This is a genomic window from Flavobacterium sp. (genome assembly GCF_031409475.1).
In the GTDB taxonomy this organism is placed as follows: Bacteria; Bacteroidota; Bacteroidia; order Flavobacteriales; family Flavobacteriaceae; genus Flavobacterium.
The window spans coordinates 42,938-67,945 of the sequence record NZ_JANNXH010000036.1; the positions used below are offsets into that span (position 1 = coordinate 42,938).

Consider the following 25,008-nt stretch of genomic DNA (forward strand, 5'->3'; position numbering starts at 1 on the left):
ACCAAAGGTAAATTTTGGTTTAAACAGTTGCTTTTATGACAATTCCTGCTCAATTTGACGCTAAAACCATTGAAAATAAGTGGTATGACTACTGGATGAAAAACAAGTATTTTCATTCAGAACCGGATCATAGAACGCCATATACTATTGTAATTCCTCCTCCTAATGTTACAGGAGTTTTGCACATGGGACACATGTTGAACAACACTATTCAAGATGTATTGATTCGAAGAGCACGGCTTAAAGGCTTTAACGCGTGTTGGGTTCCAGGTACAGACCACGCATCTATTGCAACGGAAGCCAAAGTAGTTGCTAAATTAAAAGCCGAAGGAATTAACAAAAATGATTTAACTCGTGAGGAATTTTTGAAACACGCTTACGAATGGACCGATAAATATGGCGGAACTATCTTAGAACAACTCAAACAATTGGGTTGCTCTTGCGATTGGGACAGAACAAAGTTCACGATGGATCCTGATATGTCGGCATCGGTAATTAAATCTTTCGTCGATTTATACAACAAAGGTTTGATTTATCGTGGCTACCGAATGGTAAACTGGGATCCAGAAGCCAAAACGACTCTTTCTGATGAAGAAGTGATTTATGAAGAACAACAAGGGAAATTGTATTTCCTAAAATATAAAATCCAGGGAAGTGAAGACTTTTTGACAATTGCTACGACTCGTCCGGAAACAATTTTTGGAGATACTGCCATTTGCATCAATCCAAATGATGAACGTTTTACATTTTTGAAAGGAAAGAAAGCGATTGTGCCCATTTGTGGTCGTGTAATTCCAATTATCGAAGACGAATATGTTGATATCGAATTTGGAACGGGTTGTTTGAAAGTGACTCCGGCTCACGATATGAATGATAAAACATTGGGCGAAAAACACAACCTTGAAATTATCGATATTTTCAACGAAGATGCTACTTTAAATAGTTTTGGTTTGCATTACCAAGGAAAAGACCGTTTTATAGTTCGTTCAGCAATCGAAAAAGAACTGGAAACGATTGGCGCTTTGGCAAAAACCGAAATTCACTTAAACAAAGTAGGAACTTCCGAAAGGACTAAAGCCGTAATCGAACCTCGTTTGTCGGATCAATGGTTTTTGAAAATGGACCATTTGGTAAAACCAGCCATTCAATCCGTTCTAGTTGATGGCGATATCAAATTACATCCTGCTCGTTTTAATAATACTTATGCACATTGGTTAAACAACATTCGGGATTGGAATATCTCGCGTCAATTGTGGTGGGGACAACAAATTCCTGCTTATTTCTTCGCTCCCGATGGTTCGGGAGGAAAGGAAGATTTTGTGGTTGCCGAATCTATTGAGGAAGCATTGGCTTTAGCCAAAGAAAAAACTTCCAACTCCCAGCTTCAAACCTCTGACCTTCGACAAGATGTTGATGCTCTCGATACGTGGTTCTCCTCTTGGCTTTGGCCAATGTCGGTTTTTGGAGGAATTATGGATCCAGAAAACGAAGATTTTAAATACTATTATCCAACTAATGATTTGGTTACTGGACCTGATATTTTGTTTTTCTGGGTAGCACGAATGATTATTGCAGGTTATGAATATACGGGTAAAAAACCATTTACGAATGTGTATTTAACGGGATTAGTTCGGGATAAACAAAGACGTAAAATGTCGAAATCTTTGGGGAATTCTCCGGAACCATTAGAATTAATCAAAAAATTTGGTGCCGATGGCGTTCGCGTAGGATTGCTTTTGAGTGCTTCTGCAGGAAACGATATTATGTTTGACGAAGAATTGTGCAACCAAGGAAAAGGGTTTACCAACAAAATTTGGAATGCTTTCAAACTAATAAAAGGCTGGGAAGTTGCAGAAACTTTGGTTCAACCAGAATCTTCAAAAGTGGCGATAGAATGGTACGAAGCCAAGTTGCAACAAACGCTTCTAGAAATTGAAGACAATTTCGAAAAATACAGAATTTCAGATGCTTTGATGGCAATTTACAAACTGGTTTGGGATGATTTCTGTTCGTGGTTTCTCGAAATGATAAAACCAGGATACCAACAACCAATTGACAGCGTAACATTAGCGAAAGCTATAGAAATGCTCGAAAACAATATGAAATTATTGCATCCGTTTATGCCATTTTTGACAGAGGAAATCTGGCAAATTCTAGCCGAAAGAACGCCCGAAAAAGCTTTGATTGTTTCGACTTGGCCCCAAATAAAACCATTTAATGCGCAATTAATTACTGATTTCGAAAACACCATCGAAGTGATTTCAGGAATTAGAACGATTCGTAAAGACAAGAATATTCCGTTTAAGGACACGATTGAATTGAAGGTTCTAAATAATGATAAAGTTTCGACTTATTTTGATTCGGTTGTCACCAAATTAGGGAATATCACTTCATTAGAATACGTTTCGGACAAAGTGGATGGCGCATTGTCTTTTAGAGTAAAATCAAATGAGTATTTTATCCCGATTACAGGAAATATTGATATTGCAGCTGAAATTGAAAAACTAACGACGGAGTTAATTTATACTCAAGGTTTCTTGAAATCGGTTCAAAGCAAACTGGCTAACGAGAAATTTGTGGCTGGTGCACCAGAAAAAGTGCTTGCAAACGAAAGACAAAAAGAAGCCGATGCACTCTCCAAAATTGCAACATTAGAACAAAGTTTGGCGGGGTTGAAATAAGTTTTTTTTGGATTATAATAGTAAACCCGACAGGTTTTTGAAACCTGTCGGGTTTGTTTTTGATGTCAAGAAAGATTTATCGGGATTGGGATTTTTAGAGTTTCAAAATTAGTTTCTAACCCAACAAAATCAATATCAGTAACGGAAATACAATTCCGGCCAATGCTAGTTTCCAACCGCGTTGTTTAAAACTAAATTTTCCTGCGGGTATCATTAAGGTTCCTGAAATGGCAATTACTATTAATGAAATTCCAAAAACATCACCATAATAAATCCACCAATTAGAAGTGTTTTTGTGGAGTTTTATCATTTGACTTAGGATAGGAGTTTTGATGTAAGATACAATTTCACCTTTGCCCGTTTTCGTATCAATTTCTACGTCGTTTTTTTCAAAGGAAATTTTCAAGGTACCTCCATCCAGTTTATAGCGACGCATTTTATCTTCGATGCCTAATTTTTTACCTAATTCTTTAGCAAATTTTTCGGTTATATTCTTTTCTGAAGGAAATTTAACCTGTATAGCTTTAGTTTCTACAGTGTATTTTTCGGCATGCCAACTGTCTCGATGATTCATTAAAATCCCTGAAAAGGCAAATGAAATTATGAGTCCAATGTAAAAATAACCTAAATCGCGGTGTAAGTTTCTTGCTTTTAAAGCCATAGTTTAAAATGTGTACCCAATTGTTGTTGTAATCATTCTAGGCGCTATAGGAGTAACTGTATTATCATCATAAACATAATAACTCAAAGTATTACTCAGGTTTGAAAGTTTTGTTCTAATTACAAAGTTTTTTATTGAATATCCAATAGATGCATCTACTTGAATAAAACCATCAACAGGAATTGGTTTACGAGCTAATTCAGCAGCTGTACTAGCATTGTTTGGTCGTAATCTTCCGCCAAGTGTTTTTCCAAAATAGGAAGTAATTAGTCCTAGTTCCAATCCTTTTAATTTTTGTTGCTGTCCAAATGTATAGAATAAACTTGTATTTGCAGTATTTTTTGGAGTAAAACGCAATGCAGTTCCTTTATCATAGATGTTGCTTTCGGTATATTTAGTTTCGTTAAAGCTATAACCAGCCATCATTCTAAATCCTTTGTAATTCCCTGTGATGTCTAATTCTACTCCTTTACTCTGGTACGCACCGGCCAATTCTTTAATCGAAGTATTCGTGTTTCCATTTGAAAAGTCAGTTTGAGCTAAGTTTGTAAAATCAATTAAGTATCCCGTTACGTTGACTGCTATATGGTTTTTAAGAAGTTCATTTTTAAAGCCTATTTCATATTGATTAATTTTTGATGTTGGTAACGCATTTAAATTTTTGTCAGTTCCCGTATTTAAAGCAAATGAGTCAGAATAACTAGCAAAGATAGAATTGTTTTTTGTAGGTTGATAAATTAGCCCCAGTCTTGTGGAGTATACATTGTCTTTGGTTTTTGACTCTATATTAACATTAGTAGCAACAGTTAATGTATTTGTAATGTTATCTAAATAACTGTAACGCAAACCGGCCAAAACTTTAAATTTCTCGCTAATTTCTATGAAGTCTTGAGCGTAAATTCCAAATCTTTTTACATCAGCTATTGCATTAGTACTAACATCCATTACTGGAATTTCAGCTAATTGATAGTTAGGATTTTTGCTGATGATTACTCTAGGATTATAAATATTTATTTTATCATAATAGTTGATATTTTTATAAGCAATAGTTCCAGTTGTACTTTTATCAGCATCTGAACCCAACAAGAAAGAGTGTTTTAATTTTCCTGTTGCAAATGTGCCTGTTAGGTCAATTTCGGCTATGCTATAATCTTGATTAGCATCGATTTTTTGAACACCACGAGTCCAATCACCGTTTGCAGCTACAAGGTTTGTGCTGTTTGATCGCAAACCTGTTAGTAAATTTGTGGTAAAACCTTGGTAGGAATAAAACGTTTTTAATTGCCAATTTTCTTTAATTTGGTGCGTTAATGTAGTTGTAAAACTTTTTTGTTTTGAATTAAATTGTCCCCAATCAAATCCTAAGAATGTATTTCTTGGTAATTCAACAATGTTATAATTGATGGTAGTTAGTCCAAAATCAGGAGTTCTTTGATCCTTTAAATAATCACCTTCAACTAACAATGTTGTTTTTTTATTTAAATTTATTAAAAACGATGGATTAAAGTAAATTCGTTCGGAGGCCACGATATCTCTAAAACTATTCCCTTTTTCGTAGCTTGTAATCACTCTATAAGCCAAAGATTTACTATTGTTTACACTTCCGTAGACATCAACGGTTGGTTTAAAAAAATTATATTCAGAGGCTCTAAAACTAATTTCTCCACCTTGAGAGAAAAGAGGTTTTTTAGTCACTAAGTTTAAAATTCCACCGGGCGATACATTTCCATACAATAATGCGGAACTACCTTTTATTATTTCTATAGATTCAATCGAACTGGTTTCGGGAATGATAGACCCATTAAATCGAACACCATTTTTAAAAGTGTTACCACCGCTAAAAGAAAAACCACGTGATCCAATTTCTTCTTGATTATTTCCAGAGGCATTGTTCGCTCCTGAAACATAAACACCATTGGTATTTCTGACTGCATCAGAGATTCTTAAAATTTGTTGTTGTTTGATTGTTTGGTTTTCTACAACAGCTGTAGCTTGAGGCAAGTCGATGGCTTTGATGTTTGTTTTACTAGCAGAAACAGGTTTTTTTTGATTGATCGAAGTAACAGTAACTTCTTTCAGTATTTCTCCGCGTGAATTTTTAATAGTATCAAAAGCGGAGTAGGCAGATTCATTAAAATTTGTCGAATCGTTAGCGGATTCTTGAGAATAACTAAGTAAGCTAAATAATGTAAAAATGGGAACTAAAATATTTTTCATAATGTTTATTTGGAATAATTAAAAATAATGATGCAAATATAATATCCATTTTTGAATTCACAAAACTTATTTAGACTAATTATGAATAAAAAATTATTTTTTTGATTTGAAAGTATAATAGGATTAATTTTTTTGATTCATTGACGTAGTTTTTTTGGTCATTCACGACATTTAATATTAGTTTTCGATAATAATAGTGAAGTTTGTATTAAATTATAAATTAAAGTAAATTGTATATTCTCACTTGTATAAAACACCCATGGATTTTGTAGAAGTAAGAAAATTAATAAACACTATGGGATGAAAAAATTTTATGCACTTATTTTAGGGTTAATAATCATAATAACATTAGGATTACTTACAACCATATTGTTTTCTTGATACCAGTTCGTACTCTAGAAAAAGCAATTAAACTTCAAATAGAATTTAATAAACATAAACATAAAACCATGAAAAACATTCTCAAAATTACGTGTATTGCAATAACATTATTGATGTCAGGTCTAGTTGTTGCTCAAGAAAAACCTTTCAGAATTGGTGTAAAAATAGGATATCCTAACATCATTGGTGGTAATATAGAATACGTAACGCCATTGTTAAAAAAGAGATTAGCGCCATCATTAGAATATTCTACTATAAATGCGGATAAAGCATTAGATCCAGACCAAGCTAAACTCACTTATTTTCAAGCGGGACTGAATTACTACTTTTTTAAGGAAGGCAGAGGATTGTATGGTAATTTAAGCTACGGAATTTTAGATGCAAAATTAAAAATCAACGATATTGAATCAGACACCGATCCTGATTTAAAAGGTTCAGCAAGTACAGCAATTTCAAATAATTCTATAAATATAAAAATAGGAGCAAAATGGGGAAAAGGATTCTATTTTAGACCAGAAATTGGGTATTCTTTCACAAATTTAGACAAAGAAATATTGGTCAATGTTAATTTTCCTGATGGCAGTACCGAAACTCAGACGGAAACGCTCCCAAGTATTTTAACACAAGGAATAGTATTTAATATTGGTTTTGGAATGTCTTTTTAAGAGTGATTTTTAAAATATAATTATTAATGAATGGATTAAAGAGGTAACCGAAAATCTTTGATAGAGTAGGTATTAAATTTATTGTTTTAAATTATGAAAAAAATTACATTTTTGATGCTAATTGTTTTTACGATTGCAGTTCAAGGGCAAAGCAAAGTGTTTTCCGGTATTAGCGAATATTATGATCCAATCACCAGCAGTTGGCAAAATTATAGTGGTGCCAATTATGAATATGATAGCAATAATAACTTAATTTTAGTGACAGGATTAGAATGGAAATCAGGTGTTTGGAAGAACTATAGTAAAACCATTTACACTTATAATGCTAGTAATAAAATAACCGAAGAGCTTTATCAAGAATGGAATTCAACAAACAATACATTCGAAAACGTAAGCCAAGATTCCTACACCTACACAAATGGAAGGCTAGCAGAAGCAGTATATTATGCATGGACTAATCCAAATTGGGTATTAAAAGATAAAACGGTTGGAACTTACAATAGTAACAATTTGCCTGATGGCGCAATATCCTATATTTGGGATGGTACGCAATGGGTAAACGATACACGCTACTCAACAACCTATAATTCCAACAATAAATTAACAGAAGATAAAGGTGAAAAATGGATAAGTTCAAATTGGGTAAACGATTATAAATCGATTTATGCTTATGATTCAAACAACAAATTAATAACCAGTAGGTATGCCTTTTGGGATGTTTTTAATACTATTTGGGAAGAAAATTATAGAATCGATTATGCATTAGATACTAATGGAAACAGAATTACTACAACCTACAGCGGCGATTATAATGGTAAGCTAGAATATAGTTATGACACCTCAAGTCTGATGACTAGCTTTGCAAACCCTTTCAAAGACAAAACTGGCTTAGACTACTTTGCCGAAGATTTTCCACATGTTAATAAAGTACTTGGGTACAACGAATTTAGGTATGATTCACAAACAAGCACTTTTGTAATTAACGGACGAACAAACTATAATTACAATAATCCAATTACACTCGGGATCGAAAAAATTGAAAAATCTACTGAATCTATAACTGTATTCCCAAACCCAACCAAGGATTTTTTAAACATTCAAAATGCTAAAAATAGTGAAATTGACAATGTTCTTGTAACTGATATTTCTGGAAAAACGGTATTACAACAAAAAGGAATACAAACTCCAATAAATGTCGAAAAATTAGCAGCAGGAATTTATATACTACAAGCATCATCGGGTAATGAAAAGTTTCAAACTAAGTTTATTAAAGAATAAAACGAAACTTTCCTATACTTTAATGATTATTAAATTAATTCACGAAACAGCTATTTTAGTTAAGAAAAATTTTGTTAATTTACTTAAATTTAGCTTATTATACATTACGAAATTTTAAAATTCATGAAAAAATTTCTGTTTTACTTTTTCTTTATTATTTCCTTCTACGTAAGTGCGCAATCTAATAAAACAGATAGCTTGTCAGTTTTAATAGATAAAACCGCCAACAGTAAAGAGAAAATAACACTACTAATTAAAAGAAGCAAATCGCATCCAGCACAAAATACGGATCAGGCTTTTGCAGATGCTGAATTAGCACTAATAATTAGCCAAGAAAGCAAAAATGAAATAGGAGAATCCGATTCGAACAATCAACTTGCGGGTTTAAATATGCGAATAAATAACTATCAAAAAGCAAGTTATTATGCTCAAAAGGCGTTACTAATTGCGCAAAATAATGATTATAAACCAGGAATAATATCAGCGTTAAATTATTTAGGATCGTCAAATAATTCAAAAGGCGATACGCAAGCTGCAATAGTGTTTTTAACAAAAGGACTACAACTAGCTAAAGAAACGAATAACAAAAGTGAAATTGCAGGTATAAATAATACACTAGGCGTGAGCTTTAATAAAATTTCTGAATATGACAAGTCGATAGCCTGTTATAATGAAGCATTAGAAAATGTAAATCCCAAAAAAGACAGCCGCTTATTGAGTTTGATTTATATGAATAAAGCAAATGCACTTACAAAGCAATCTAAATTTGATGAAGCAACAGCAAACTATCTAGCAGGTTTAAAGCTACAAGAAGCACTGAATGACGAAAACAGCATGGTGAAATCCTACAATAATTTAGGTATTCTCTTTAGACAAACCAAGCAATTTGTAGATGCAAAAAGGTATTTTACCAAAGCAGTTTTTTTATCAAAAAAAGTAGATAATAAAAAAAGTTTAGCATTAGGGTATAATAATTTAGCAATTGTTTTCGAAGATTTAAAACAAAATGATTCTTTGTTATATTATCGTAAAAATGCAATTGCTATTTTTGAAGAAATAAAAGATGAACCAAATTTAGCAATGGCCAATCATAATTTAGGTCATTATTATTTATTGAATGACAAACTAGAGGAAGCTGAAAATTATTTAAAAAAAGCCTTACAATTAAGAACGAAAATTAATTTTCCTACAGATATTGCTTCTACTCAAACAAGTCTAGGAATTTTGTACGATAAAAAGAAAGAGTATGATGTAGCCGAAAAATACCTATTAGAAGCGCAATCACTTTTGAAAAACGAATTAAATATAAAAAAAGAAGCGTTACTTAAAGCACTATCAGATCATTACAAAATCAAAGGAGAACTTGAGAAAGCCCTAAAACTCAAAGACGAGCAGTTAGCATTGCAAGATTCAATGTATCAAAAAGATGAACTCGTTAGCATAATTAAACAAGAAAAAAAATATGTAATCGACAAGAAAAATGCTGAAATTATAAACATTCAAAGTTTTAAAGACAAATATAAAAACAACAAAATAATATTTGGAGTCTTATTGTTGATCACTTTTTTAATAGCGCTTTATTCTTTTTTGAGATGGAAAAAATCAGATATTAAACAACAAAAAACGCTCAAAGAAAAAAACTTATTAGCTATTGAACTTACACATTCTGACGAAGAACTTAAAAAAACGAAACAGTTAATTATTGAAGATCATATTGTATTAAAAAATAAAACCAAAATCTATTTAAACGAATTGATTTATATAAAATCTGACGATCATTATTTAGAGATTATTACTTCAAAAAAGAAAGAATATTTAAGGGGATCAATTTTAGAAATTATAAAAGAATTACCACCAAATTTTGTACAATGCCATCGTTCTTATATTGTAAATAAAAATTATATACAATCCTTAAATACTAATGAGTTATTGTTAAATGGAAACCTTCAAGTTCCTATTTCAAGAAAATTTAAAAGTCAATTGCAGTAAATTAAAATTAAATATTTATTGCTTCACTTTTTTCATTGGATATTTATCAGAACTCGGTTTTCCTTGTTGTATCCCCGAAATTTCAGCTACTAAACTGTCGTTTGTGATTTGATTATAAATAATTTTTTGAGGATAATCGTGTTTTGGATTTTCAAAAACCAATTGCTTATCGGTTGAAGCAGTAAGTTTAAATGGCACAGGTTTGTCATTATTTTGACCTTTTACGGTTGGAATATAAACTAAATCTTCGCCGTTTTGTTGCAAAACAATACTCTCAAAATGCAACGTGTCTTTTCCTTTTATATAAAAGGATAGTCCTTGAAAAGTACTGTCGTTTACTTTTGTCCAAGTTTCTTCAAGATTACCACTTTCTGATTTGTTCTCCCATTTCCCGATGAGCCAATTGGAAAGTTTGATTTTATCGTTCTTGTTGGATTTATTACAAGAAGTAAAAGCTAGGATTAAGACGGAAATTGCGATTATTTTTTTCATAGGATTCGAAATTGGAAATAAAACTTTTAGACTCCAAAAATACAAAAAAAAACACTATAAGTTATTGCTGTAAATTGTTTCTAAAAAGGGCTAAATTTTAAATTTTGCATTCTAATCACGGTTGTAGGATGCTGTGCGTTGCGATATTAACTAATTAGAAATTTGTTTGATTTGAATTGCAGCACCATTCAAATAATCAATTTTCATTTGAAAATCAGCAGCATTTTCAGAAGCAATCAAGCCTCCAATTATACCAAAAAAGGCTGTTGCCAAAACCACATCACCAGTATTTGCAGTAACTTTTGCTTTTCCTGTAAAATAAAAATCATCATCTTTGAATTCAAGAGGATAATAACCATAGGATGTTGAAATTAAAATTTTACCTGACTCCACAATTGCATAGACATTACTGGAATTAAGCTCAAATTTTGAACCATCTTTAAAATTTTGTGTCAATTTGGTAATCTTTCCTTTCTTGTTTCGGGTTATTGTGTAGTCTGTAATTGGATTTTTTTGATTCTTGAAACTATCAAAAAAAGTATATATACCAGTCACATATTCTTTTGTATTATAAATCGGAATTTTTCTTTTTTCTAAAAATTCTAAATTTTTTATATCCTCAAAACTATAAGTAGGACCGCTCTTGATGGAGTTCAAATTTTTAGATAAAAAATCTATTAGTTTTTCAGATCCAGTTCTAATATTTTTTTGAGTTACATCCATAGCTCCAACTTTGATTACCGTATCTATAGAATCAATTTTTTGGCAGAAATTGTCTTTTTTCAAAAATAAATCGGCTCTAAAATAACAATATCCATTTTCCTCAAATGCTCCAGTAACCTCGGCAAATTTAAAATCTCTTACATTTAAAACGAGTTCATTGTTCCCAGAATTATCCTCAATCATTTTATTGAAAACAGTTTCGATTTGAGTCTTTAAAGCTATTTTGGGTTTCAAAAATGCCTTTCTATTGAAAGCTCCTTTTTGAATAATTCCCATATTTGTAGTATCTTTTCTGGCATCAATAACAATTAATTTAGAATACAAACTTTTAACTTTTTTTTCAGGAACAGATAAATTAAAATCTTCTTCTAGCTTTTGTGAAAAGGAATTGAAAATGGAGCTAAAAATCAAAAAAGAGAAACAAAACAAATTTTTCATGGTTAGAGTATATTTACATATTTTTTCAAATGTATAAATAAAATTAGAAGTTCATTTTAAAAAAAAAAGTATTTGTATTCTTTTCTAAAATTCTGCTTAAAAAATCTGAAATCCGCAATCTATCCCGAAAGCTTTCGGGACTGCAATCTTTTTACTAAATTTGCACTCTGAACCGATAAACGATTTTTGATGAAAATAAAAAACGTAGTATGAGGTTACTTCTGCCCTTGGGCAAAAAATATAAACGAGAAGAAATAAAGGATTAAAAAAAATGTTAGATAGACTTCAAATAGTAAAACAACGTTTCGATGAGATTTCGGACTTGATTATTCAACCCGATGTTATTTCAGATCAAAAGCGTTATGTGCAATTGAATCAAGAATATAAAAGTTTAAAAGCTCTCGCCGAAAAGCGCGATGAGTATGTTATTTTGATGGCTAATATTGATGAAGCTAACGAAATAATTGCCGATAATAGTGATGCAGACATGACCGAAATGGCAAAGATGCAACTCGACGAAGCTAAAGAAAGATTACCAGAACTAGAGGAAGAAATCAAGTTCATGCTAATCCCAAAAGATCCCGAAGATGCCAAAAATGTTATGGTTGAGGTTCGTGCTGGAACTGGTGGCGACGAAGCGAGTATTTTTGCAGGTGATTTGTTTAGAATGTACACTAAATATTGCGAAAATCGGGGTTGGAGAACATCAGTTGTGGATATGAACGAAGGAACTTCTGGAGGATTCAAAGAGGTGATTTTTGAAGTTACCGGAGAAGATGTATATGGAACTTTGAAATTTGAAGCTGGAGTTCACCGAGTGCAACGTGTGCCACAAACCGAAACTCAAGGTCGCGTTCACACCTCGGCAGCAACAGTTATGGTACTTCCAGAAGCCGAAGAGTTTGATGTTCAGATTGATATGAACGATGTTCGTGTCGATTTTTTCTGTTCTTCTGGTCCGGGTGGACAATCAGTAAACACAACAAAATCAGCAGTTCGTTTGACGCACATTCCTACAGGATTGGTGGCGCAATGTCAGGATCAAAAATCGCAACATAAAAACAAAGACAAAGCATTAGGCGTTTTGCGTTCTCGTTTGTACGAACAAGAATTAGCCAAAAAAGATGCCGAAGATGCTACAAAACGAACATCACAAGTGAGTTCTGGTGACCGTTCAGCCAAGATTAGAACGTACAATTATGCACAAGGTCGTGTAACCGATCATAGAGTAGGATTGACTTTGTACGATTTAGGAAATATTATGAACGGCGATATTCAAAAAATTGTTGACGAATTACAACTCGTTAATAATATGGAAAAATTAAAAGAAGCGAGCGAAGTATTCTAAAAAGTATTAAGATTTTGGTATTAAGAATTAAGAGAAAAGAATATAGAATAAAGAGAAACGAATTAAGAAATGTCAATCTGATTAAGGTTGGCATTTTTTTCTTAGTGATCTTTGTGCGTCATCATGAGCTAGTCGAAGGACTTCGTGTCTTTGTGTTTAAAAAACTTTAAACTAACTTTGCCCAAATAAACTATAACAACAAACAACAAACGGTTTTGACAACACAAGAACTTATTGACCAAATCAAAATCAAAAAATCCTTCCTTTGCGTAGGTCTTGATGTCGATTTGAATAAAATTCCAAAACAACTTTTAGAACTCGAAGACCCAATTTTTGAATTCAACAAAGCCATAATCAATGCAACTCATGATTTGTGTGTTTCCTACAAACCCAATATCGCTTTTTATGAAGCGTATGGTCTGAAAGGATGGATTTCGCTCCAAAAAACCATCAGTTATATCAACGAAAATTATCCTGAAATCTTTACGATTGCCGATGCAAAACGGGGCGATATTGGCAACACTTCTGCAATGTATGCCAAAGCTTTTTTTGAAGATTTGAATTTTGACAGTGTTACCGTTGCGCCCTATATGGGCAAAGATTCTGTGGAACCTTTTCTGGCTTTCGAAAGTAAACATACCATTATGTTGGCATTAACGTCTAACGAAGGGGCTTTTGATTTTCAGACTTTGACCACCAATGGAACTCGAGGCGAAGCCGAACAGAGCGGAGCTAAAGAATTGTACAAACAGGTTTTGGAAACATCAAAAACTTGGGAAAATTCTAAAAATCTAATGTATGTAGTTGGCGCAACTAAAGCCGAATATTTTACCGAAATTCGCAAAATTGTTCCTGATAGTTTCTTGCTCGTTCCCGGAGTTGGAGCACAAGGAGGCAGTTTATCCGAAGTTTGTAAACACGGAATGAACGCAAATGTGGGTTTGCTTATCAACTCCTCACGAGCAATTATTTATGCTTCAAACGGAATCGATTTTTCCGAAAAGGCGAGGGAAGAAGCGCTGAAAATGCAACAAGAAATGGAAGCTATTTTAAATTAAGCAATTAGAAAGAATATTGACGCAATATTAAAATACGAAAACAAGAATAAAAAAAACGCCACAGATTTTTATGCTGGCAAAAATTAATCTGTGCTAATCTTTGAAATCTGTGGCAAAGAATATATATTTAAAGGTTAATTAAAAAGGTATTAAATTTTGCTATTGATTAAATGCAATGATAACATAACTAAAACAATAAACAGTATGGGAAACACTTTGATTTTAAGAACAGCAGTTGCAATAATATTAGTGATGCATAGTGTACTTGGAATGTTCAATAATGGGATTAATGATTTTGGAAATTTTTACCTGAATACTGTTGGTTTTGCGCCGTTTGGAGTACTTATAGCTTGGCTTATAAAACTATCACACCTTGCTACTGCTATTTTATTATTGCTGAATAAATACATCAAACCAGCCGCAATCATAACTATTTTTATTCTTATTGCAGGAATAATTATGATACACTTTCAAGAAGGTTGGTTCGTAGTTGGTGGTGGAAGAAATGGTGCGGAATTTAACTTTTTGCTAATTGCTGTTTTGTTGGCGATTATGTTTCCAAACGGAATACGTAAGCAAGAAATAGTTTAAAAAATTTTGTGAACCTTTGCGTAACCCTTCGTGTTTAAATGAAAACATTTATAGACCAACTCGGTTCTTCTCATTCTTTCGAAAAGTCACCAAACCGAATCGTTTCGCTCGTTCCATCGCAAACCGAATTACTATATGATTTAGGTCTTGAAAATAAAATTATAGGCATCACAAAATTCTGTGTGCATCCGTATCATTTCACGGCAATCAAGAAAATCGTTGGCGGAACTAAGAAAGTCCATTTCGAAAAAATCAAATTGCTAGAACCGGATATTATCATTTGCAATAAAGAAGAAAACACCCAAGAAATTGTAGCTGAATTATCCAAAATTTGCCCCGTTTGGGTAACGGATATTGTTACGATTGAAGATAATTTCAAGATGATAACTGACTTTGGTCAACTTTTTAATTGCAGAACCGAAGCTCAGAAATGGATCGACAAATTAACTTTTGCCTTGAGCGATTTTCAACATTTTATAAAAGAAAAAACTTCCGAAACTTCCAAGCGAAAAGTAGCTTATTTTATTTGGAAAAATCCATACATGGTTGCTGGTTCAGACAATTTTATAAACGAATTATTAAAGTTGAATCACTTTCATAATATATACCAAAATTCAGGTCGTTATCCAGAAATTGAACTCCAAAATCTAAGATTAGACGGTAATCCAGATTTAGTTTTTCTTTCATCAGAACCATTTCCATTCAAAGAAAAAGATGCTTCAGAATTGGAACGATTTACCGGTCACGCCAAAATCGTTTTTGTCGATGGCGAAATGTTTTCGTGGTACGGAACGCGATTGCTAAAAGCGTTTGAATATTTCAAAATTTTGCATTCTAAAATTTAAACTTTTCACACAAAGGGCAAACGACCAGTAATTTTTTGCCGCGAATTGCTCGAATTTGCACAAATTTTAGTGATTATAAAAATTGAATTTGTTTCGCCCGTTCGCTTCACTCGGGTCACGAATTTTATCTTCTTTTGGCGGATTCGTGGAATATATGATATCCAAATTTGTGTTAATTCGTGCAATTCGTGGCTGTTTTTTTTATTTTTGAAACGGATGCGTTTATACTCTTTTCACACACTCTTTTTCAATACATTTGTAAAAAATACATTTTGATAAATTACACCATTTATAAAAACGAGAACAGCATGCAATGGGTAACATTTGTTCATGGTGCAGGCGGAAGTTCGTCTATATGGTTCAAACAAATTCGGGATTTTCAGAAACATTATAATGTGTTGTTATTGGATTTGCGTGGTCACGGAGAATCAAAACCTACAATCAAAACTGCCTTTAAACAAAAATATACTTTCTCGGCTCTAGCCAATGATATTCTCGAAGTTTTAGATTTTCTAAAAATAGAAAAATCACATTTTGTAGGGATTTCACTCGGCACAATTCTCATTAGGCAATTAGCCGAAATGTATCCAGAACGCGTGCAAAGCATGATACTTGGTGGTGCGATTCTCAAAATGAATTTCCGTTCTCAAGTTTTGATGCGTTTGGGAAATATGTTTAAGTATGTGTTGCCCTATTTGGTTTTGTATAAGTTTTTTGCTTTTGTAATCATGCCCAAAAAAAGCCATAAACAATCTCGATTACTGTTCATAAACGAAGCAAAAAAATTATATCAAAAGGAATTTATAAAATGGTTTAAACTCACCGCCGAAATCAATCCAGTCTTGAAATGGTTTCGACAAGTTGAACTTAATATTCCAACTTTATACGTTATGGGCGAAGAGGATTATATGTTCTTGCCTTCGGTTCGAAAAGTGGTCGAAAGCCATTATAAATCGTCAAAGTTATTTGTGATAGAAAAATGTGGTCATGTCGTAAATGTAGAGCAACCTAATGTTTTTAATACTGCAGTTTTAGCATTTATTAAATTAACACCATAAAAAAATGTCGGCATCTAAGATACCGACATTCTTTTAACTAACCAAAACCAAAATAATAAATAACCAGTTTATTACACTGCAAAGATGCGACACATTAGACCTTTTTGCTGTTAAAAATATGTTATTACTTTGTTGTAGTTACGTTAAGTTTTAAGAAAAAACAACCGTCTTATTACTATACACCATCGTTTTCCGTTCTGCATGCAATTTGATAGCTCGTGCTAAAACAATACGCTCCAAATCTCTACCTTTCATTATAAAATCTTCGATAGAATTTACATGCGAAACACGAGTAATGTCTTGTTCAATAATTGGTCCTTCGTCGAGTTCTTGAGTAACATAATGACTGGTGGCACCAATGATTTTAACGCCTCGTTTAAAAGCAGAATGATACGGTTTTGCACCAGGAAATGCGGGCAAAAACGAATGATGAATATTGATGATTTTATTCTCATAAAGTCCAATCATTTTAGGGGTAATAATTTGCATATAACGCGCTAGAACTACAAAGTCAATGGTGTGTTTCTGGAGCAGTTCTATTTGCTGTTTTTCGCCATCTTCTTTATTTTCTTTGGTAAACGGAATATAGAAAAAAGGAATTTTAAAACGCGCAGCAACTGGTTTTAAATCCTCATGATTGCTTATTATTAAAGGAATTTCTATATTTAATTCTCCAGCACTAAAACGACCCAAAATATCAAACAAACAGTGGTCGTATTTAGAAACAAATAAGGCCATTCTTGGTTTTTGCTCTTTTAAATAAAGTTCCCATGACATCTTAAAATCAGTGGCAATGGTCTGCTGAAAATCGTTTTTTACAGCAGCTAAACTCACCGTTTTATTGGTCAGTTCACATTCCAGACGCATAAAAAAAACATCTTGCTCTACATCGACATGTTGATCGATATAAATAATATTTCCTTCAATTTTTAGAATAAAATTAGTTACTGCAGCAATAATCCCTTTTTGATCCTTGCAATGAATAAGTATGATAATTTGTTGCATATTTTTGTTTACGGTTTGTCCTGCATCGCAAAAACACTTTGCAATAAAGCAGATGTTCTTGCGCTCAAGTTGGTTCTAATATTTTTTTCTTCAACCGCTACCATTTTAAAAACACCGTTCATAGCTTGGTTCGTTACATAATCTGTTAAATCGGGATTCACTTTTTTTACTAAAGGAATTGCATTGTATTTTGTAATAATGTTTGTCCAAACTTTATCGGCGCCAACTTTAGTAAACGAGTTTTTGATAATTGGATTGAATTTTCCATACAAAGCCGTCGATGTACTGTTTTGTAAATAATTGGTAGCGGAATCTTGATTTCCCATCAAAATTGTTTTGGCATCGGCAAAGGACATGCCTTTTACAGCATCAACAAATACAGGAATGGCTTCTTTTACCGCATCTTCGGCAGCACGATTCATAACTTTCAAACCTTCATCGGCAAGCGCACTTAAACCTATTTTTCGTAAAGCCAAATCAACTTTTTTCAATTCATCGGGCAATAAAATTTTTACCGCTTCGTTTTTAAAAAAACCATCAACAGCGGTTAATTTTGTTACTTGTTTGGTAATCCCGTTGTTCAAAGCTTCCTTCAAACCACCCGAAATATCGATCAAACCCAAGCCTTGAGTTTGTGGAAATTGATTCATAACCTGTTGCATTTCGGCACAACCAGAAAGCGATAATACGATGAATAGAATTGAAATTTTTTTCATTTTTAAAAAGTTTTATTTAGTTCAGTAACACATTTAATCAATAATAAAGCCATTTTTTTTTGGAGCTTATTCCTGCTATCCGCTTTATCTTTTGCCTCGCAGAAAAAGCGAGGTAAAAGGATGCCGCTGCTATCAGGGCTAAACATTCCAGTGGTACCAATTTTTTTCTCAAAACTAATCTTATTTTTTATAATAAAAACAGTGTTATGATATTTTGTGGTTTATGTAATTTTTAATAATTTATTCCTAAAAAAATTCGTAAATTGCGCTATTAAATTATCATATTCATAAAATGGAACCCGTAAAACCGTATCTTCCCAATAATAAAGTAAGAATTGTAACTGCCGCATCACTTTTTGATGGTCACGATGCAGCCATAAATATCATGCGCAGAATTATTCAAGCTACAGGTGTTGAGGTAATCCATTTGGGTCATGATCGTAGTGTGGAAGAAGTAGTGAATACTGCCATTCAAGAGGATGCAAATGCAATTGCCATGACTTCCTATCAAGGTGGTCACAATGAATATTTTAAATACATGTACGATTTGCTAAAAGAAAAAGGAGCAAGTCATATTAAGATTTTTGGTGGTGGTGGTGGTGTTATTTTGCCTTCTGAAATCGCAGAATTACAAGCCTATGGAATTACTCGTATTTATGCTCCAGACGATGGTCGAGCCATGGGGTTACAGGGTATGATTAACGATTTGGTGCAACAATCGGATTTTCCCATTGGCAACAAATTAAATGGAGAACTCAAACACATAGAAGATAAAAATCCAACAGCAATCGCTCGTTTGATTTCTGCTGCGGAAAATTTTCCGGAAATAGCCAAGCCTGTTTTTGAGGAAATTCACAAAAAAAATAAAAATTGCAAAACGCCCGTTCTCGGCATTACTGGAACTGGTGGATCTGGAAAATCATCGTTAGTAGATGAATTAGTTCGTCGTTTTTTAATCGATTTTCCAACAAAAACCATTGGATTATTATCAGTCGATCCATCAAAACGTAAAACAGGTGGCGCATTGCTTGGTGATAGAATTCGTATGAATGCCATCAATAATTCTAGAGTTTATATGCGTTCGTTGGCAACACGTCAATCCAATTTGGCTTTGTCAAAATATGTTGCCGAAGCTATCGAGGTTTTAAAAGCAGCTAAATACGATATTATTATACTCGAAACTTCTGGAATTGGTCAGTCGGATACCGAAATCATGGATCATTCTGATGTTTCTCTTTATGTAATGACACCAGAGTTTGGAGCTGCAACCCAACTAGAAAAAATCGACATGCTTGATTTTGCTGATTTAGTAGCTTTGAATAAATTCGATAAACGTGGTGCACTCGATGCCATTCGGGATGTTAAAAAACAATACCAGCGCAATCATAATTTGTGGGATGTAAATCCAGATGATATGCCAGTTTTTGGTACCATTGCTTCACAGTTCAATGATCCAGGAATGAATACATTGTACAAATCGATAATGGACAAAATTGTCGAAAAAACAGATTCAGATTTAAAATCGACTTTCAAAATAACTCGTGAAATGAGCGAGAAAATTTTTGTAATCCCGCCACACAGAACACGATATTTATCTGAAATTGCAGAAAATAATCGCAAATACGATGAAACTGCTCTTTCTCAAGTCGAAGTAGCTCAAAAACTATACGGGATTTATAAAACGATTGAATCGGTTTCTGAAAAATCATTAGTTCTAAATAAAGTTGGAATTGACGACAGTTTTGTCATTCTGACGAAGGAAGACCCGAGCTTAAGCGAACAGGCGAAGCAATCTCATCCTTTTCTACAATTATTACTTAAAGAATTCGATCGTGTAAAAATGAATCTCGATCCCTACAATTGGGAAGTTATTCTCACTTGGGATGAAAAAGTGGCAAAATACAAAAAGCCGTTTTATAGTTTTAAAGTTCGTGATAAAGAAATTAAAATTGCAACACATACAGAATCACTTTCACATTCCCAGATTCCTAAAGTAGCGTTACCAAAATACCAAGCTTGGGGCGATATTCTGAAATGGAACTTGCAAGAAAATGTACCGGGAGAGTTTCCTTTTGCATCAGGATTGTATCCTTTCAAACGTGAGGGAGAAGATCCAAGTAGAATGTTTGCTGGTGAAGGCGGACCAGAACGTACCAACAAACGTTTTCATTATGTTAGCGAAGGTTTACCAGCAAAACGTTTGTCAACTGCTTTTGACAGTGTAACCCTTTACGGAAACGATCCACACATTCGTCCTGATATTTACGGAAAAATCGGAAATGCCGGAGTTTCTATTTGTTGTTTGGATGATGCTAAAAAATTATACTCTGGTTTCGATTTAGTTCACGCAATGACTTCGGTAAGTATGACAATAAACGGACCAGCACCGATGTTACTTGGATTTTTTATGAATGCCGCCATTGATCAGCAATGTGAATTTTATATCAAAGAAAATAATTTGGTTGACGAAGTCGAAAACAAAATCAACGAAATATACAAGAAAAAAGGAGTGGTTCGACCACATTACCAAGGCGACTTACCAGAAGGGAACAATGGCTTAGGTTTGTTGCTTCTTGGGACAACTGGAGATGAAGTTTTGCCGTTGGAAGTTTATAATGATATAAAAATAAAAACATTATCTCAAGTACGCGGTACTGTTCAAGCAGATATTTTAAAAGAAGATCAAGCTCAAAACACGTGTATTTTCTCTACAGAATTTGCCTTACGATTAATGGGTGATGTTCAAGAATATTTCATTAAAGAGAATGTGCGTAACTTTTATTCAGTTTCAATTTCTGGATATCACATTGCGGAGGCTGGTGCAAATCCTATTACGCAATTGGCTTTCACACTTTCTAATGGTTTCACTTACGTGGAATATTATTTGAGTCGTGGCATGAACATCAACGATTTTGGACCTAACTTATCGTTCTTTTTCTCTAACGGAATCGATCCAGAATATGCTGTAATTGGTCGTGTGGCGCGTAAAATCTGGGCGAAAGCCATGAAAAATAAATACGGAGCCAATGAAAGAGCGCAAATGTTGAAATATCATATTCAAACCTCGGGACGTTCGCTTCATGCACAAGAAATTGATTTCAATGATATTCGCACCACATTACAGGCGTTGTATGCGATTTATGATAACTGTAACTCGTTGCATACTAATGCTTATGACGAGGCAATTACAACGCCAACCGAAGAATCGGTGCGAAGAGCAATGGCAATTCAGTTGATTATTAACAAAGAATTAGGTTTGGCAAAAAACGAGAATCCAATTCAAGGTTCGTTTATTATCGAAGAATTAACCGATTTAGTTGAAGCAGCAGTTTTGCAAGAATTTGACCGAATCACAGAACGTGGTGGAGTTCTTGGCGCAATGGAAACGATGTACCAACGTAGTAAAATTCAAGAAGAAAGCTTGTATTATGAAACATTGAAGCACACTGGCGAGTTCCCAATTATTGGTGTAAATACGTTCTTGAGTTCTAAAGGTTCTCCAACCATAATTCCCGCCGAAGTTATTCGTGCCACCGAAGAGGAAAAAAAATACCAAATCGTGATGTTAGACCATTTGCACGAAGCTAATAAAGATAAGGTAGAACAACATATAGTTACACTTCAAGAAGCAGCCATAAAAAACGAGAACTTATTTGCACACTTAATGGAAGCTACAAAAGTATGCTCATTAGGACAAATTACAAATGCCTTGTTTGAAGTTGGTGGTCAATACAGGAGAAATATGTAAGCAGAGAACCATTTTCTTTGCAAAAGAAAATGTGTGAATCGCTTATCCCGCTTTCTAGCGGGATCTTATTTCGAGTTTTTCAAAAGAAAATGTGTGAATCGCTTATCCCGCTTTCTAGCGGGATCTTATTTCGAGTTTTTCAAAAGAAAATGTGTGAATCTCTTATCCCGTTTTTTTGCGGTATCTTATTTCGAGTTTTTCAAAAGAAAATGTGTGAATCGCTTATCCCGTTTTTTTGCGGGATCTTATTTCGAGTTTTTCAAAAGAAAATGTGTGAATCGCTTATCCCGCTTTTTTGCGGGATCTTATTTCGAGTTTTTCAAAAGAAAATGTGTGAATCGCTTATCCCGCTTTCTAGCGGGATCTTATTTCGAGTTTTTCAAAAGAAAATGTGTGAATCGCTTATCCCGCTTTTTTGCGGGATTTTTTTCAACAAATTAGAATTCTAAAAATTAAACCATTTACATAAGTAGTATAAAAAAACAAAAAGTAAGTTTTTGACTATTAAATAAATTTTTTATGTAATTTAAATCGCACAAATTGAATTTAGTCCTAAAATTAGTGCTTTTCGACGAGTTCAGTTGTTGTAATATTCTATAAAACCAAAATATTAAACAAATATTTAACTTTTGTTTATTATTAATATTGCATTTAATCGATTAAATACTACATTTCGTAGAAAATTTTATGTAATTACAAAATACTTATTTAAATTCACTGTCCTAAATTAATTTTATTTATCTCGTGATTATAAATTAATTTTAGGAGTATTTTCCCAAATTTACTTTCCAAGATACTTACTGTGATGTGGTGTAATCTAACACCTAGCATTATGAAAAAATTTACGTTATCAGGTTTTTTAAACTTTTTCACTTCCAAAGATTTAGCATTCAACAACAATGGGGAAAGTGGATTTAAGTTAGATTTTTCGAAAGAAAATTTAAAACAAAAAGTAAACTCAAATCAGTCTAGTAAATCAGGTATTAGTAGTATAATTATACTGTTAGTGCTTTTTTTATTTTCTAATTTCTTGACAGCGCAAATTACACTTGATGGTAACCCAAGCGATTGGGAAGCTACTTTAGCAATTCCTGGAGGTGTGAAAGCTAGGATTATTGATCCAATAGATGGTAATGATAATATATGGATTGGTGGAGGATCTAAAGATATAAATCCTATCAGCCAATGGAAATATCAAATTAATGGTTCTAATGATAAAAATAACATTGTTAATGCAGGTTATTATCTAGATGGCACTAAATTATTCTTTTTTTCTGACAGACTTTCAAATAATGGAGATTCCGCAATTGGCTTTTGGATTCTTCAAGGCACAGTGTCTCAGATAGGTGTTAGTGGTGGAAATTTTAGCGGTGCACATCAAGATGGTGATATACTAATGATAAGTCATTTTGTTAATGGAGGTTCTGTGGCTGAAATTCAAGCTTTTAGATGGGATAAGCCTGGAGCTGGAGATGGGGCATTAAATGCAACACCTATACCACTGCCTACTTCAGGCCTTAATGCTGTAGTAAATACAGCTCCCGTTGCATCTCCAGCTTCTTGGAATTATGTTCCCAAAGCTGGTCCAGCTAATTTTTATCCTATAAATTCGTTCTTTGAAGGATTTATTGATTTAAGTAGTGTTAATTTTAATTTAAGTGTATGTTTAGGAACATTTTTAGTTGAAACAAGACAATCACAGTCATTAAGTTCTGTTTTAGAAGATTTGTCTTTTGGAAGATTTGGTTCTGTTCCTGAACAGAAAACTTTATTAGGTAGTTCATTTTGTAATTCGATTCCAAATTCAGGAACTATAACAATGAACAGTTCTCAAACTGGAGTTAGTTATCAATTAAAAAAAGATTCAGATAATACTTTAGTACAATCTGCAAAATTAGGAACTAATGGTACACTTATTTGGACAGCACTTCCAGCAGGAAGTTATTATGTTGTTGCAATAAATACTACATCTGGTTGCCCAATCGAAATTGGACGGCCAACAATTGTTACTGCTATAGCATCACCAATAGTTACGGTTAACTCACCTGTAAAATGTGCAAACGATGCTGCTGTTAATATAACAGCTTCAGTTTCTCCTGCGGGAACTTATACTTATGTTTGGACTGTTCCTCTTAGCGCCTCAAACCCAGGAAATGTTGCTAGTTTTAGTTCATCTGTTGCTGGTACTTATTCAGTTGTGGTTTCAAATGCTACTTGTTCTGGATCCAATTCAGGAATTTTAACAGTTAACCCAAATCCAACTTGTTCTATTAGTGGTGCTTCATCAGTATGCCCAAATTCAATAGGAAATATGCATTCTGGTCCAGCTGGGGCAGGATTAACATATGCTTGGTCAATTTCTGGTAATGGAAGTATAGTTGGTCCTGCAAACGAGCAAAATATTTCAGTAACTGCAGGAAGTGCATGTGGTGTAAGTTATACGGTCAGTTTAACAGTTATAACTGCGCAAAATTGCTCATCTACTTGTACCAAAACGGTTTCAGTGGGAGATTCTATAGCTCCATCATTTACATTTTGTCCCCCAGGATCTGAACTTGGATGTAACCCAGCCGGAGTTCCTGAACCAGGAAATGCAACAGCAACAGATAATTGTGGAGTACCAACGATAACATCAGCATTAGGGTCAATTACATCCAATGGCTGTTTACGCTCCCAAACTAGAACCTATACAGCAACAGATTCATGTGGTAACACAGCAACTTGTGCACAAGTATTTACCTGGACAGCAGATTTAGTGTTGCCAGTAATAGCTACTACATCAGTAAGTGGAGATAAAGGCTGTAACCCAACTATTATACCACCTGTATTTACGTTAACCGAAGCATGTAGTCCAGGCGACTTAGTAACAGGAACAACAGGAATAACGGGCGATGGATGTGCGAAAAGCCAAACATGGACTGCCAACTTTACCGATGCTTGTAACAATTTAGCGGTAGAGAACTCAATAACTTTTACATGGAAAGTCGACACGACAGTCCCAGTAATCACGGTTACCAATGCCAACCAAGGCACAGATTTAGGTTGTAATCCCACAGCGGCACAGATAACGGCATCATTAGATGGCGCCACAGCCAATGACAATTGCGATGGCAA

17 protein-coding genes are annotated in these 25,008 nt (G+C 33.6%); 11 read left to right on the top strand and 6 right to left on the bottom strand.

The genetic code is table 11. From position 1 onward, the window contains the following. The first annotated feature begins 35 nt into the window (after positions 1-35). Positions 36-2,681 (top strand): valine--tRNA ligase, encoded by a 2,646-nt coding sequence (locus RMO53_RS06980; RefSeq protein ID WP_310379255.1) that lies wholly within the window; start codon positions 36-38, stop codon positions 2,679-2,681. Between the two features lie 115 nt (positions 2,682-2,796). On the opposite strand, the gene RMO53_RS06985 is transcribed toward RMO53_RS06980, so the two are convergent. Both RMO53_RS06985 and RMO53_RS06990 read right to left on the bottom strand, forming a co-directional pair. Then, positions 2,797-3,342, bottom strand: coding sequence for a PepSY-associated TM helix domain-containing protein (locus RMO53_RS06985; RefSeq protein WP_310379256.1), 546 nt, complete (start codon positions 3,340-3,342; stop codon positions 2,797-2,799). 3 nt (positions 3,343-3,345) lie between these two features. After that, positions 3,346-5,559, bottom strand: coding sequence for a TonB-dependent receptor (locus tag RMO53_RS06990; RefSeq protein WP_310379257.1), 2,214 nt, complete (start codon positions 5,557-5,559; stop codon positions 3,346-3,348). Positions 5,560-6,008: 449 nt separating this feature from the next. Here RMO53_RS06990 and RMO53_RS06995 point away from each other — a divergent pair, with 449 nt between their 5' ends. The 3 genes from RMO53_RS06995 (at position 6,009) to RMO53_RS07005 (ending at position 9,872) form a co-directional block, all read left to right on the top strand. Then, entirely contained in the window at positions 6,009-6,605 is a 597-nt protein-coding gene (locus RMO53_RS06995) for a hypothetical protein (protein WP_310379258.1), read from the top strand. A gap of 93 nt (positions 6,606-6,698) precedes the next feature. Next, positions 6,699-7,883 carry a T9SS type A sorting domain-containing protein gene (locus RMO53_RS07000; RefSeq protein WP_310379259.1) on the top strand — a complete coding sequence of 395 codons (1,185 nt, stop codon included), beginning with the start codon at positions 6,699-6,701 and terminating at the stop codon, positions 7,881-7,883. 123 nt (positions 7,884-8,006) lie between these two features. Then, entirely contained in the window at positions 8,007-9,872 is a 1,866-nt protein-coding gene (locus RMO53_RS07005) for a LytTR family transcriptional regulator (RefSeq protein WP_310379260.1), read from the top strand. Between the two features lie 15 nt (positions 9,873-9,887). On the opposite strand, the gene RMO53_RS07010 is transcribed toward RMO53_RS07005, so the two are convergent. Then, a complete protein-coding gene (locus tag RMO53_RS07010; RefSeq protein ID WP_310379261.1) occupies positions 9,888-10,364 on the bottom strand; it encodes a DUF6265 family protein in 477 nt (158 codons plus the stop codon). A 150-nt stretch (positions 10,365-10,514) separates the two neighbouring features. Further along, entirely contained in the window at positions 10,515-11,525 is a 1,011-nt protein-coding gene (locus tag RMO53_RS07015; protein ID WP_310379262.1) for a hypothetical protein, read from the bottom strand. Positions 11,526-11,796: 271 nt separating this feature from the next. Between RMO53_RS07015 and prfA the strand changes: the two genes are divergently transcribed. From prfA to RMO53_RS07040, 5 genes are all read left to right on the top strand, one after another. Continuing rightward, positions 11,797-12,873 (top strand): peptide chain release factor 1, encoded by a 1,077-nt coding sequence (gene prfA, locus RMO53_RS07020; protein ID WP_310379263.1) that lies wholly within the window; start codon positions 11,797-11,799, stop codon positions 12,871-12,873. A gap of 215 nt (positions 12,874-13,088) precedes the next feature. Next, entirely contained in the window at positions 13,089-13,931 is an 843-nt protein-coding gene (gene pyrF / locus RMO53_RS07025; protein ID WP_310379264.1) for an orotidine-5'-phosphate decarboxylase, read from the top strand. Positions 13,932-14,135: 204 nt separating this feature from the next. Next, positions 14,136-14,522 (top strand): DoxX family membrane protein, encoded by a 387-nt coding sequence (locus RMO53_RS07030; RefSeq protein WP_310379265.1) that lies wholly within the window; start codon positions 14,136-14,138, stop codon positions 14,520-14,522. 38 nt (positions 14,523-14,560) lie between these two features. Continuing rightward, complete coding sequence (locus RMO53_RS07035; protein ID WP_310379266.1) at positions 14,561-15,367, top strand: helical backbone metal receptor; 807 nt, start codon at positions 14,561-14,563, stop codon at positions 15,365-15,367. A 272-nt stretch (positions 15,368-15,639) separates the two neighbouring features. Then, positions 15,640-16,425 (top strand): alpha/beta hydrolase, encoded by a 786-nt coding sequence (locus tag RMO53_RS07040; protein ID WP_310379267.1) that lies wholly within the window; start codon positions 15,640-15,642, stop codon positions 16,423-16,425. Between the two features lie 150 nt (positions 16,426-16,575). Here RMO53_RS07040 and purU read toward each other — a convergent pair whose 3' ends face one another. Next, positions 16,576-17,430 carry a formyltetrahydrofolate deformylase gene (gene purU / locus RMO53_RS07045; protein ID WP_310379268.1) on the bottom strand — a complete coding sequence of 285 codons (855 nt, stop codon included), beginning with the start codon at positions 17,428-17,430 and terminating at the stop codon, positions 16,576-16,578. An 8-nt stretch (positions 17,431-17,438) separates the two neighbouring features. Then, a complete protein-coding gene (locus tag RMO53_RS07050; RefSeq protein ID WP_310379269.1) occupies positions 17,439-18,146 on the bottom strand; it encodes a DUF4197 domain-containing protein in 708 nt (235 codons plus the stop codon). A 292-nt stretch (positions 18,147-18,438) separates the two neighbouring features. Here RMO53_RS07050 and RMO53_RS07055 point away from each other — a divergent pair, with 292 nt between their 5' ends. Beyond that, positions 18,439-21,894: a methylmalonyl-CoA mutase family protein gene (locus RMO53_RS07055; protein ID WP_310379270.1), complete on the top strand. Its 3,456-nt coding sequence runs from the start codon at positions 18,439-18,441 to the stop codon at positions 21,892-21,894. 832 nt (positions 21,895-22,726) lie between these two features. Further along, on the top strand, positions 22,727-25,008 hold a 2,282-nt coding region (locus RMO53_RS07060), incomplete at its 3' end, for a hypothetical protein (RefSeq protein WP_310379271.1).

What these genes read in the sequence shown, in the direction of transcription:
- RMO53_RS07035 (WP_310379266.1), top strand. Translation starts at nt 14,561, where the DNA reads ATGAAAACATTTATAGACCAACTCGGTTCTTCTCATTCTTTCGAAAAG.
- prfA (WP_310379263.1), top strand. Translation starts at nt 11,797, where the DNA reads ATGTTAGATAGACTTCAAATAGTAAAACAACGTTTCGATGAGATTTCG.
- RMO53_RS07050 (WP_310379269.1), bottom strand. Translation starts at nt 18,146, where the DNA reads ATGAAAAAAATTTCAATTCTATTCATCGTATTATCGCTTTCTGGTTGT.
- RMO53_RS07030 (WP_310379265.1), top strand. Translation starts at nt 14,136, where the DNA reads ATGGGAAACACTTTGATTTTAAGAACAGCAGTTGCAATAATATTAGTG.
- RMO53_RS06995 (WP_310379258.1), top strand. Translation starts at nt 6,009, where the DNA reads ATGAAAAACATTCTCAAAATTACGTGTATTGCAATAACATTATTGATG.
- RMO53_RS07010 (WP_310379261.1), bottom strand. Translation starts at nt 10,364, where the DNA reads ATGAAAAAAATAATCGCAATTTCCGTCTTAATCCTAGCTTTTACTTCT.
- purU (WP_310379268.1), bottom strand. Translation starts at nt 17,430, where the DNA reads ATGCAACAAATTATCATACTTATTCATTGCAAGGATCAAAAAGGGATT.
- RMO53_RS07015 (WP_310379262.1), bottom strand. Translation starts at nt 11,525, where the DNA reads ATGAAAAATTTGTTTTGTTTCTCTTTTTTGATTTTTAGCTCCATTTTC.
- RMO53_RS07055 (WP_310379270.1), top strand. Translation starts at nt 18,439, where the DNA reads ATGGAACCCGTAAAACCGTATCTTCCCAATAATAAAGTAAGAATTGTA.
- RMO53_RS06990 (WP_310379257.1), bottom strand. Translation starts at nt 5,559, where the DNA reads ATGAAAAATATTTTAGTTCCCATTTTTACATTATTTAGCTTACTTAGT.
- RMO53_RS07000 (WP_310379259.1), top strand. Translation starts at nt 6,699, where the DNA reads ATGAAAAAAATTACATTTTTGATGCTAATTGTTTTTACGATTGCAGTT.
- RMO53_RS06980 (WP_310379255.1), top strand. Translation starts at nt 36, where the DNA reads ATGACAATTCCTGCTCAATTTGACGCTAAAACCATTGAAAATAAGTGG.
- RMO53_RS07005 (WP_310379260.1), top strand. Translation starts at nt 8,007, where the DNA reads ATGAAAAAATTTCTGTTTTACTTTTTCTTTATTATTTCCTTCTACGTA.
- RMO53_RS06985 (WP_310379256.1), bottom strand. Translation starts at nt 3,342, where the DNA reads ATGGCTTTAAAAGCAAGAAACTTACACCGCGATTTAGGTTATTTTTAC.